This is a genomic window from Oerskovia sp. NPDC060287 (assembly GCF_042726775.1).
Taxonomy (GTDB): Bacteria; Actinomycetota; Actinomycetes; order Actinomycetales; family Cellulomonadaceae; genus Oerskovia; species Oerskovia merdavium.
The window spans coordinates 1-11,550 of record NZ_JBHXBO010000136.1 but is presented as its reverse complement, the minus strand read 5'-3'; the positions used below and the strand labels follow the sequence as shown (position 1 = coordinate 11,550).

Sequence of the window (11,550 nt, the reverse complement as noted above, 5' to 3'; positions counted from 1 at the left end):
CTGGGCGCCAGAACGACCGCAACCTCGTGCTCGACCGCAGGAATCCCCCGGCCCGACGACGGAGCCCACCTCAGGAGGACCGTGCGGCCTCGCGGAGCCGGACGTCAGGCGGGGTCAGGCGGGGTCAGGTGGGGTCAGGTGGGGTCTCGTTCGTCCCGCACCTGGTCCGCCGAAGACGCGGTCATGAGCCGCATCGGCTCGGGGACGTTGCCGTAGACGACGTGCCGGTACCAGGCGGTACGCGTGCGGGACTCGCGGAACACCGTCCCGGAGAGGAGCACGAGAACGGCCACGAAGGCCCAGAAGAACCCCGACGCGAAGAATGCGGGCCAGTATGCGGCGACCGGTTCACCAGCGATCAGCGCGTATCCGGCGATCACCATGAGCATCGTGCCGTAGCCCAGGACCAGCGTCCAGGTCGTGTCCCGCACCGAGTAGAACGCTCCCCGGATGTCGTCCGCGACCCACCACCAGTACCTCGCGGGCAGCCGCATGCCGAGCCGGTACAGCACCCACCGCCACAGCGGCGGGCGCTCGCGCCACCGCAGACCCCACCCCGCACGCAGCAGGCTGCGGATCTCGTCGGTGCTCAGCCGGTCGGGCGCGGGTGCGCCGGTCGCCTCCGCGGCCGCTCGGGCCACGTCCTGCTGGACGGCGAGCAGCTCGTCGCCGTGGACCTCGCGCCAGCGGCGCGGGTAGGCACGCGCCCAGAAGCGCGCCGACCGCTCGAAGCGCTCGTCGACCGTCAGGTCGCGGCGGCGCGTCACACCAGCCCTCCGGCGAGCCTGCCCGACGTCGGGCGTGCTGCCGTGCCGCGCCCGTCGAGGGCCTGCTGCGCCCTGGCAGCGAGCTCGCGGAGCCGAGCCGTCTCCTGCTCGGCCGCGCGACGGCCGTCGTCGGTGATCCGGTAGTAGCGCCGCAGGCGACCGTCGACCACCTCCTCGCCCGAGGGTTCGACGAGCCCCGCGCCCGAGAGCCGGTCGAGGTTGCCGTACAGGGTGCCGGCTCCGAGGGCGGTGGCCCCGTCGGAGAGCTCGGCGACCGCCTGGATGACGGCGTAGCCGTGGAGCGGCTCGGGAGTGAGCGAGAGCAGGATCAGGTACGCCTGCTCGGTCATGCGGAACGGCTTGGCGCCAGGCGGACCACTCACGGCGGGAGTCATGGTCGATATATATCGCGCGACGACCCATGGGGCAAGACGCCGCGCCCGGCTGGACGACCCTGCGGCCCCGTGGGTCACTGTCGGACCCCGACGCTACGATCGAACACATGTTCGAATCGCTGCTCGGAGCCCGCCCTGGGCCAGGGGTCCAGGTGATCGCCGCCGTCCTCTCGCGCGACCGCACGTGCACGTTCCCGGGGTGCGCCGTGCCCGCGTTCCGCTGCGACCTCGACCACGTCAGGCGCCCGTCGCCGCCGGGACCGGGCGCGACCCAGGAGGCGACGGACGTGGGCCCCGACGAGCTCATCTCGCTCTGCCGACACCACCACGTGGTCCGGGCGCGGCACGGCTGGCGTCCTGAGCTCGCGGCCGACGGCACCGTCCGCTGGACGTCACCGACGGGGCACCGCTACGTCCGCGAGCGCCTCGGGGTCGCTCAGAACAGGGAGTCGCCCGTGATCCGCTCGTAGGCCTCGAGGTAGCGGTCGCGCGTGCGCTCGACGACGTCGGCGGGCAGCGACGGCGGCGTGGCGTCGGACGCGCGGTCCCAGCCCGAGGCGTCGGAGGCGAGCCAGTCGCGGACGTACTGCTTGTCGAAGCTCGGCTGCGAGCGCCCCGGCTGCCACTGGTCAGCGGGCCAGAAGCGCGACGAGTCGGGCGTCAGCACCTCGTCTCCGAGCACGGTCGCGCCCGTGACGGGGTCCACGCCGAACTCGAACTTGGTGTCGGCGAGGATCACGCCGCGCTCGCGCGCGATCTCCTCGGCGCGCGAGTAGACCGCGAGCGTCAGGTCGCGCAGGCGGGTCGCCGCCTCGAGCCCGACCGTCTGGGCGACGACCTCGAACGACACGTTCTCGTCGTGCTCCCCGACCTCGGCCTTGGCGGCGGGCGTGAAGATCGCCTCCGGCAGGCGCGAGCCGTCGACGAGCCCCTCGGGCAGAGGAACTCCGCACACCGTACGGTCCACGCGGTACTCGACCAGGCCGGAACCGGTGAGGTAGCCACGGGCCACGCACTCGACAGGGAACATCTCGAGGCGGCGGCAGATCATGGCGCGACCGGCGACGACGTCCGGCACCAGGCCGTCACCGGGCATGGCGCTGGCCTCGGTGCTCACGACGTGGTTGGGGACGAGGTCGGCGAGCTTGTCGAACCACCACAGGCTGAGCTGGGTCAGGACGACGCCCTTGTCGGGGATCCCCGGGGACAGGACGTGGTCGAACGCGCTCACGCGGTCGCTCGCGACGACCAGGACGACGTCGCCGAGCGGGTGCGCCCCGCCGAGCTGCGCGAGGTCCGGCTCGTAGAGGTCGCGGACCTTCCCCGAGTAGACGTGCCGCCACCCCGGCAGGTCGAGGTGGGCCGTGTCGAGGGCGTCGCGCGAGTCAGTCACGGCGCCTAGTCTCTCATCCGGCACGGGCGTCGTTCAGGGCGTCCGGATGGCGAGGCTCCGGTCCGTCGGCTGCTGACGCGCACGGATCGGCAGCTCTGCTCGCCGCGATGCCGCCGGGCTGTCGTGATCTGCCCAGGTAGGGTCCTGGCAACGGCTTCAGGGCAGATGCCGCTCGAGACCTGGAGCGAACGAGCCCAGCGCGATGGATGGGGGTCGAGGTCGCATGAGACCGAAGCGCTTGCTCGGTGGGGTTCTCGTCGGCATGCTCGGGCTCACGGCCTGCGCCGGCATGGGCCAGCCGCGCCTCGATCCGCTTCCCACCCCGACCGTGCCGGTGCCGTTCGCGTACTGGCTCCCGTCGGAGCCCGGAGGTGACGCGGCTCAGCTCGAGGGCACTCTTGTGGAAGAGGACGGCTGCCTGTACGTCGACGCTGATTCGGCGAGGTATCTTCCGGTCTTTCCCGCGGGTGCGGTCGCCTGGGACGGTTCGACCCTGACGACGACCAACCCGAGAGACCCGGCGACGAGGGACGAGGTCGTCCCGGGCGAGGAGATCTCGCTGGGCGGCGGGGGCGACGAAGGGATGCCCGAGCCGGGGCCGACCACCGTCGTCCCTGACGCCTGCGACCTGGCGGAAAGGTACTTCATCGTCGCTGCACCCTAGTGGCCGAAGGGATAGCCGGGTCACAGGGGCCGCGAGGGATCGGGCAGGAAGACCCCTCGGAGCGCGGCCTCCCGACGCTCGTCGGACCGGTCCGTCATGACCCCGACCATGCGCGTCGGACAGCCCGCACCGTCGCTCACCGTCACGGCACGGCAGGCCACGCGCAGGTAGCGTCCGTCGGCGGACCGCAGGCGGTGCTCGAGGTCGAGCGACCCGCCCGCTCCGCCGAGCTGGGCCGCGAGCGCGACCTGGACCGCCTGCAGGTCCTCGGGGTGGACCCGGTCGAGCCACTCGTCGGGGTCGGCGGTCTTGACGTCGTCGTCGGGCAGGCCGAGCATGGCGCGCCAGGACGGCGAGAAGTAGACCGTGCCGGTCGCGACGTCCCAGTCCCACGTCGCGTCGTACGCGGCGACCGAGGCGAGGGCGTAGCGTTCCTCGCTCGCGCTGATCTCCTCAGCCAGGCGCCGCTCTCGCCGCGCCGCCTCCTCGAGCTCGGTACGCTGCGCGCGCAGCGCCGCGAGGTGGTGCTCCTGGTCGAGCGCGACCGCGAGCATGGCCGCCCAGTGGTTGTACTTCTCGCGCGCGCTCGTCGCCCGGGTGTCGACCGGTCCCCCGATCACGAGGTACCCCCAGTCGCTCACGTCGAACGCGACCGGGATGACGAACGAGAGGGCGTTGGCGCTCAGCAGCGCCCGGGGCGGGAACTCCGCCGGGGCGTACCGGTGGCCGACGAGCCGTTGCCCGGCGGCGCTGCCCCGGACGCCCGCGACCTCGAGCACGCCGCCCGCGGCCCCACCGCCCGGCGGAACCCACAGCGCGATCGCCGCCGGACCGGCCTGCCCTCGCGGCAACCACTCGAGATGACGCAGCGACGCGCTGTCGGCGTGCATGAGCTCGAGGTCGAGCTCGTACTGGTCGACCATGGCTCGTTCGAGGTGACCCGAGCGGACGAGGAGCCCGTGCGTGCACCCTTTCGAGAGCGCGACGAGGATCTCGGTCGTCACGTCGCCGAGCGCTCGGGAGCGCTCCTGCGGACGGCCGCGCGCCGCGCCACCGACCGCGACCCCGAGCGGCCCCGCCGGCCCACGGCGCCTGAGGCCGCCGAGGAGCTCGGCCTCCAGGGCGCGCACGGCCGGCACGAGCTGTTCGAGGGCCTCGGGGACCGGGCGCAGCACCGCGGTCCGGTCGGCGAGGGCCCGGTAGGAGTGCGACGTGGGCGTCGTCGCGTCGGTGGCGGCGTCGGTCATCATCCCGACGACGGCGCGCACCCACCCGCCGACCGCGCTCTCCCCCGCACCGGCCGCCCCCGAGGGACCCGGGCGCGGCCTCGCGCGCAGGACCACGGCGTCGTCGAGCACGGCGCGTGCCACGGCCCCGAGGCGCGCCGCCGCGGAGTCCCCCTCGCCCGCACCGGCGATCCGCGGCACGCCGTCGACGAGCAGGTCGGTCCGCGTGCCGTCGACGCACCCGCAGGACTCGCGGCAGACGAGGGTCGCCTCGGCGAGGTGCTGGCCCGGACCGACGCGGTCGCCGTGGATGCGTGCGAGCAGGAGCTCGGCAGCGAGCTCGCCGACGCGGTCGTGGTGCGGGTCGACGGACGAGAGCCGTGGCCGCGCACGAGCGCCGCCGTCCGAGTGGTCGAACCCGATGAGCGCCTGGTCGCGGGGCAGCACGAGCCCCGCGTCGGTCAGAGCCCGCAGGAAGCCGACCGCGTTGCGGTCCGTCCCTGCGATGGTCGCGGTCGTGTCGAGCCCTTCGTCGAGCGCGGTCCGGGCGGCTGCCGCCCCCGCGGCCTCCTGGTTGTCGCGGGTCCGGTAGACCCACTCGGGCCGCGGCTCGATCCCGTGGCTGCGCAGCGCGGCCTCGTACGCGGCGTGCCGTTCGGCCAGGTCGTGCTGGCGCGGGTTGCCGAGGAACCCGATCCGCTGGTGACCGTGCTGGAGGAGGTGCTCGACGGCGGCACGCACCCCGCCCGCGTTGTCGGGGGTGACCAGGGGCGCTCCGAGGGCGTCGACCGTCTCGCTGATCACGACCAGGGGCCTTCCCGACCGGTCGAGCGTCCGCAGGACGTCGTGCTCGACGGCGGACGTGACCACGATGACCCCGTCCATCGCGTCGAGCCCCACGATCGGACGGTGCGGGGGCTGGTCGGGGAACTCGTCCCGGTCGAGGTCCGCGGGATAGGTCTGGACCGCGACCACGCGGTGCCCGCCCGCGCGCAGGCCGCGCGCGATCCCCGCGAGGACCTTGCCGAAGTAGAAGCCCCCCACGACCGGTGAGAGCACACCGATCGTGAGGTTCCGTCGGTGGGTCGTGACATCGACCATGGCGATCACCCCGTCGTGTACCGGATTCCCCCCTGGCGGGCTCGCCGTCGAGCCCGTCCGATCGTGCACCACGCCCTGACTGGGGGCATGCTGTGTGACCGTGGCCACATTCTTACGTCCGGAACGCCCGATTGCTACCGGTAGGCGCACGACCATCACCGACGTCGCCCGCGCGGCCGGGGTGTCGATCGCCGTCGTCTCCTACGCCCTCAACGGTCGACCGGGGGTCTCCGACCGCACGCGGCGCCGGGTTCTCCAGGTCGCCGAGGAGCTCGGGTGGCGGCCGAGCGTGGCCGCCAGGACGCTGCGCGGCGCGGCCGGATCGGTCGCGCTCGTCCTGGTGCGCGACGCGGTCGGGATCGCGTCGACGGCCACGGACCTCGAGCTCTCGGACGGTCTCCGGGACGTCCTCGACGGGCACCTCTCGCTGGCCGTCCACCTGCTGGGCTCCACGGCCGCGGCGGCGGGCGCGATCGCAGACTGGTGGGCCGAGCAGCGATACGACGCTGTGGTCCTCACGGGGGTCCGTCACGAGGACCCACGGCTCGCGGTCGTCGCACGCCTGGGCGCGGCGGCGGTCCTGGTCGACCACGTCGCGCCCGTCCGCGACCCGCGCGACCAGTCAGCACCCGTGTCGCCGGCGCCCCCGGGGCACGAGCCGCGGGCCGTGGCCCTGGATCCCTCGGCCGACACCAAGGTCGGCCGCTACGTCTCGGACCTCGGGCACCGGCGCGTCGCGGTGCTCGCGTCCGCGGCGGACCTCCGGTCGGGGCGCGGCGCCGCGGAGGCCGTGAGCGCGGAGGTCGTCCGCCGGGGCGGGGTCGCGGTCGTCGAGTCGTGCACGACGCTCGCGGACGTCGCGGCGACCGCGCGCCGGCTGCTCGCGTCCCCGGAGCGCCCGACGGCGATCGTCACCTCGGACGACCAGGGCGCCCTGGTCGTCCTCGACGTCGCGCGACGTGCGGGTCTCGCCGTCCCGTGGGACCTGTCGGTCGTCGCGGGCCGCGACTCCCCGGTGCTGCGACTGTCGACCCCACCCGTGACGGCCGTCGGGCGGCCCGACCGGGAGCTGGGGCAGGAGGCCGGGCGTCAGGTGCTCCGCGCCCTCGGCCGGTCCGACGGGACCCCGCCCGGCCCCGAGGCCGGCCCCGACGCCGGCCCCGACGCCGCGCCGGGGACCACGACCTCGCATCCCGAGCCCCTGCCCGCGGTCCCCGGCGGACGGCTCGTCGTGCGCGGCACCACCTCTCCCCCGCGCTGACCAGGGCCCCCGGACCCGTCGAGCGGGTGAACGGGGTTGTCCACCTAAACGTTTCACGACCTGCCGACCTCACCCGGTCCGTGACACGTTGCGCTCGGCGCCGCACTCCGCGGCACGGGCCGGCCGGTGCCGTCCGGCCCCAGGACGAACCCCAGGAGGATCTCGTGTCACCAACCCACCATCGGCTGCGCAAGGGCGCGACAGCCATGGCCGCCGCGGCGCTCGTCGCCGCTCCCCTCGCACTCGCGCAGGTCCCTGCCGCAGCGGCCGAGCCGCGGGTCGCGAACCCGTACTCCGGGGCGACCCAGTACGTGAACCCGTACTGGTCGGACTCGGTCGAGGCGGCCGCGACGCGGGCGGGCGGCGACCTCGCCGCGAAGATGCAGGCGATCTCGGGCGAGCCCACGGCCGTCTGGATGGACCGCATCAGCGCGATCGAGGGCAACGCCGACGGCCCCGGCCTGCGCTTCCACCTGGACGAGGCGCTCGCCCAGAAGGACGCGGGCGTGCCGATCGTGTTCAACCTGGTCATCTACGACCTGCCCGGTCGTGACTGCTACGCGCTCGCGTCGAACGGCGAGCTGCCCGCCACCGACGCCGGGCTCGTGCGCTACAAGAACGAGTACATCGACCCGATCGTCGACATCCTCGACGACCCCAAGTACGACTCGCTGCGCATCGCCGCGACGATCGAGCCCGACTCGCTGCCCAACCTCATCACCAACATCAGCACGCCCGACTGCCAGCAGTCCGCGCCGTACTACCGCGCAGGCGTGAAGTACGCGCTCGACGAGCTCTACACGGTCGGCAACGTCTACTCCTACATCGACGCCGCGCACGCGGGCTGGCTGGGCTGGCCGAGCAACTCGGGCCCCGCCGCCAAGCTCTTCGCCGACGTCGTGAGGTCGACGAACGCGGGATTCGCCTCGGTCACGGGATTCGTGACCAACACCGCGAACTCGACGCCGCTGGCCGAGCCGTTCCTCGAGGACATCCAGATCGGCGGCACGCCCATCCGGTCGTCCAGCTTCTACGAGTGGAACGCCGACTTCGACGAGACCGACTGGACCGCGCACCTCTACGACCTCCTGGTCGCCGAGGGCTTCCCGGCCTCGATCGGCATGCTCATCGACACCTCGCGCAACGGGTGGGGCGGCGACGCCCGGCCGACCGCGGTCAGCACGTCGACGAACCACAACACCTACGTCGACGAGTCCCGGGTCGACAAGCGCATCCACCGCGGCGCGTGGTGCAACCCGGCCGGTGCCGGCATCGGTGAGCGTCCGCAGGCCACGCCCGCGGGATACCCCGAGTCGCACCTGCACGCGTTCGTGTGGGTCAAGCCTCCGGGCGAGTCCGACGGCGCATCGACGGACATCCCGAACGACCAGGGCAAGCGGTTCGACCGCATGTGCGACCCGACGTTCGTCTCGCCCAAGCTCTCCAACCAGCTGACGGGCGCGCTGGGCGGGGCCCCGCTCGCGGGCCAGTGGTTCGACGCGCAGTTCGAGATGCTCGTCGAGAACGCCTACCCGGTCATCGACGGTGGCGGCACGACGCCCGGCGACGTGACGGCGCCCACGGCCCCGACGGGCCTGACCGCGGACACGCCCACGGCCACCTCGGTCGCGCTCTCGTGGACGGCCTCGACCGACGCGGTCGGGGTGACGGGCTACACCGTCTACCGCAACGGCGTGCAGGTCGGCACGTCGACCTCGACGAGCTTCACGGCGACGGGCCTGAACCCCTCGACCACGTACTCGTTCACGGTCACGGCGCGCGACGCGGCGGGCAACGTCTCGGCCGCGTCGACCGCCCGGTCGGTCACGACCGCGGCGGGCCAGACGGACCAGCCGCCGTCGACCCCCACGGGGCTGGCCGCGGGCACGACCACCGCGAGCACCGTCCCGCTCTCGTGGAACGCGTCGACCGACGACGTCGGCGTGGCCGGCTACGTGGTCTACCGCAACGGCTCGCAGGTCGGCACCCCGACCGGCACGTCGTTCACCGACACGGGCCTGACGGCCGGCACCGCGTACTCGTACACGGTCCGGGCCAAGGACACCGCGGGCAACCTCTCGGCGGCCTCGGCCGCGGTGAGCGCGACGACCACGACGGTCGTCGTCCCGCCCCCGGGCTCGTGCACGGTCGCTTACACGGCCAACAGCTGGGGCTCGGGCTTCACGGGCACCATCAAGGTCACGAACACCTCGACCAGCACGGTCAACGGCTGGAGCCTGGCCTTCACGTTCCCGTCGGGCCAGACGATCACCAACTCGTGGTCGGGCCAGTTCACCCAGACCGGCGCGAACGTCACGGTGACCGGGCTCTCCTGGAACGCGAACCTCGCGCCGGGCGGGTCGGCCGAGGTCGGCTTCAACGCGAGCCACAGCGGCACGAACGGCGTGCCGGCCGTCTTCACCCTCAACGGCCAGGCCTGCACCGTCGCCTGACCTGACCTGACCGACAGCACCCGACCGGGCTGCCCGGGCCCGCACCTCGCGGCCCCAGGCAGCCCGGTCCTTCTTCCAGGAGCTTTTCCATGAGTCCTCTGCAGGATCCGATCTCCCGCCCCCGGCGCAGGGCCGCGTACGCCGCGATCGCGGTGGGCGCCGTCCTGGTCGCGAGCGCGCTGCCGTCCGCCGCAGCCCACTCCGGCCCGACGACGTCGCTCGCCCCCTCCTCGACGCCCGCCTCGGCGTCGCTCGTCCCGGCCACGGCCGCGGACGTGTCCCTCGCCGGCGTCCCGGCCGACGACTGGCTGCACACCGACGGCTCGACCATCGTCGACGCGGCGGGCAACGAGGTCTGGCTGACCGGCGCGAACTGGTTCGGCTTCAACGCGAGCGAGCGCGTCTTCCACGGCCTGTGGTCCGGCAACCTCGAGGCGATCACCCGCTCGATGGCCGAGCGGGGCATCAACATCGTGCGCGTGCCCGTCTCGACCGAGCTGCTGCTCGAGTGGAAGGACGGCGAGACCGTCGCGTCGCCCAACGTCAACACGTACGTGAACCCCGAGCTCGTGGGCATGGACAACAAGGAGATCTTCGACCACTGGCTCTCGCTGTGCGAGAAGTACGGGCTCAAGGTCATGATCGACCTCCACAGCGCCACGGCCGACAACTCCGGCCACGTCTATCCCCTGTGGACCCACGGGGGATTCACCGTCGAGGACTTCTACGCGGGCTGGGAGTGGTTCGCCCAGGAGTACGCGGACGACGACACGATCGTCGCGGCCGACCTCAAGAACGAGCCGCACGGCTCGCAGTCCGAGACCCTGCGCGCCAAGTGGGACGGGTCGAGCGACGCCGACAACTGGCGCTACATCGCCGAGCAGGCCGCCGCACGGATCCTCGCGATCAACCCGCACCTGCTGATCCTCGTCGAGGGTGTCCAGGTCTACCCGAAGGCCGGCAAGACCTGGGCCGACCGCGGGCTCGACGACTTCCACAACACGTGGTGGGGCGGCAACCTGCGCGGCGCGGCCGACCACCCGGTCGACCTGGGGGCGCACCAGGACCAGCTCGTCTACTCGCCGCACGACTACGGGCCGCTCGTCTCGCCGCAGCCCTGGTTCGAGGGCGACGACTGGGACCGCGCCACGCTCGAGGCCGAGGTGTGGGACCCGAACTGGCTGTACCTGTGGAAGCAGGAGACCGCGCCGCTGCTCGTGGGCGAGTGGGGCGGCTTCCTGGACGGCGGCAAGAACGAGAAGTGGATGCGCGCGCTGCGCGACATGATGGTCGACTACCGGATCAGCCACACGTTCTGGTGCATCAACCCGAACTCGGGCGACACGGGCGGGCTGCTCAACCACGACTGGACCACGTGGGACGAGGCCAAGTACGACCTGCTCGAGCCCTCCCTGTGGAAGGAGGGCGGGAAGTTCGTCTCGCTCGACCACCAGGTGCCGCTCGGCGGGGCCGGTTCGACGACGGGACGGTCGCTCGGCGACCTGTACGGCGACGGCGGCACCACGCCCGTCCCGGACACCCAGGCACCGACCGTGCCGGGGACCCCGAGCGCGACCGACGTGACGTCGTCGGGCGTGACGCTCACCTGGGCCGCCTCGACCGACGACCGGGCCGTGACCGCCTACGACGTCTACCGGAACGACGCCACGGGGGCCACGAAGGTCGCCACGACGAGCACTCCGACCGCCACCCTGACGGGACTGTCGGCCGCGACCACGTACTCGTTCACGGTGCGGGCGCGTGACGCGGCGGGCAACGTCTCCCCCGCGTCGGGCGCGCGGACCGTGACCACGTCTGCCGGTCCCGTGACCCCCACGGGACAGTGCGTCGTGACGTTCTCCGCGAACGGCTGGAGCACGGGCTACACGGGGACGCTCAAGGTCACCAGCACGAGCTCGACGACCCGCAACGGGTGGACGCTGACCTTCACCCTGCCGCCGGGTCAGCAGGTCACGAACGGCTGGTCGGGCACGTTCAGCCAGTCGGGCACTGCCGTCACGGTCGTCAACGCACCGTGGAACGCGACCCTGTCCCCGGGCGCGAGCGTCGAGCTCGGCTTCAACGCGAACGGCACCGGGGCGGCCCCCACGGGCTTCGCGCTCGACGGACGGCCCTGCACGAGCGCCTGACACGCGTCGGGCTCGGTCTCGCCCCCGGGCTCGGCACGGGCGGCACCCGGACGAGCATCACGCTCGCAGGGAAGGCCTATCGACCTCCTGACCGGGTGCGTCGGCGACCGTCGGCCGAGACGCACCCCATCGACCTGGCC

At 73.0% G+C, this 11,550-nt stretch carries 9 protein-coding genes; 5 read left to right on the top strand and 4 right to left on the bottom strand.

The window, feature by feature from the left end:
- Positions 1-134: 134 nt before the first annotated feature.
- A complete protein-coding gene (locus tag ACFWFR_RS12770; protein WP_377623210.1) occupies positions 135-767 on the bottom strand; it encodes a hypothetical protein in 633 nt (210 codons plus the stop codon).
- Positions 764-1,162, bottom strand: coding sequence for a PadR family transcriptional regulator (locus ACFWFR_RS12765; protein ID WP_377623209.1), 399 nt, complete (start codon positions 1,160-1,162; stop codon positions 764-766). Before ACFWFR_RS12765 ends, ACFWFR_RS12770 begins: the two co-directional genes overlap by 4 nt.
- Before the next feature lie 107 nt (positions 1,163-1,269).
- Between ACFWFR_RS12765 and ACFWFR_RS12760 the strand changes: the two genes are divergently transcribed.
- Positions 1,270-1,632, top strand: a complete 363-nt coding sequence (locus ACFWFR_RS12760) for an HNH endonuclease signature motif containing protein (protein ID WP_377623208.1) — start codon at positions 1,270-1,272, stop codon at positions 1,630-1,632.
- On the opposite strand, the gene ACFWFR_RS12755 is transcribed toward ACFWFR_RS12760, so the two are convergent.
- On the bottom strand, positions 1,599-2,555 hold the full coding sequence (locus ACFWFR_RS12755; RefSeq protein WP_191805594.1) for a phosphoribosylaminoimidazolesuccinocarboxamide synthase: 957 nt from the start codon (positions 2,553-2,555) through the stop codon (positions 1,599-1,601). The genes ACFWFR_RS12760 and ACFWFR_RS12755 overlap by 34 nt on opposite strands.
- Positions 2,556-2,778: 223 nt before the next feature.
- Between ACFWFR_RS12755 and ACFWFR_RS12750 the strand changes: the two genes are divergently transcribed.
- Positions 2,779-3,219: a hypothetical protein gene (locus ACFWFR_RS12750; protein WP_377623207.1), complete on the top strand. Its 441-nt coding sequence runs from the start codon at positions 2,779-2,781 to the stop codon at positions 3,217-3,219.
- Between the two features lie 20 nt (positions 3,220-3,239).
- Here the strand turns inward: ACFWFR_RS12750 and ACFWFR_RS12745 are convergent, their stop codons facing one another.
- On the bottom strand, positions 3,240-5,546 hold the full coding sequence (locus tag ACFWFR_RS12745; RefSeq protein WP_377623206.1) for a substrate-binding domain-containing protein: 2,307 nt from the start codon (positions 5,544-5,546) through the stop codon (positions 3,240-3,242).
- Positions 5,547-5,646: 100 nt separating this feature from the next.
- Between ACFWFR_RS12745 and ACFWFR_RS12740 the strand changes: the two genes are divergently transcribed.
- From ACFWFR_RS12740 to ACFWFR_RS12730, 3 genes are all read left to right on the top strand, one after another.
- Positions 5,647-6,807: a LacI family DNA-binding transcriptional regulator gene (locus ACFWFR_RS12740; protein ID WP_377623205.1), complete on the top strand. Its 1,161-nt coding sequence runs from the start codon at positions 5,647-5,649 to the stop codon at positions 6,805-6,807.
- Between the two features lie 164 nt (positions 6,808-6,971).
- On the top strand, positions 6,972-9,260 hold the full coding sequence (locus ACFWFR_RS12735; RefSeq protein WP_377623204.1) for a glycoside hydrolase family 6 protein: 2,289 nt from the start codon (positions 6,972-6,974) through the stop codon (positions 9,258-9,260).
- 89 nt (positions 9,261-9,349) lie between these two features.
- Positions 9,350-11,410, top strand: a complete 2,061-nt coding sequence (locus tag ACFWFR_RS12730) for a cellulase family glycosylhydrolase (RefSeq protein WP_377623203.1) — start codon at positions 9,350-9,352, stop codon at positions 11,408-11,410.
- The last annotated feature ends 140 nt before the right edge of the window (positions 11,411-11,550 follow it).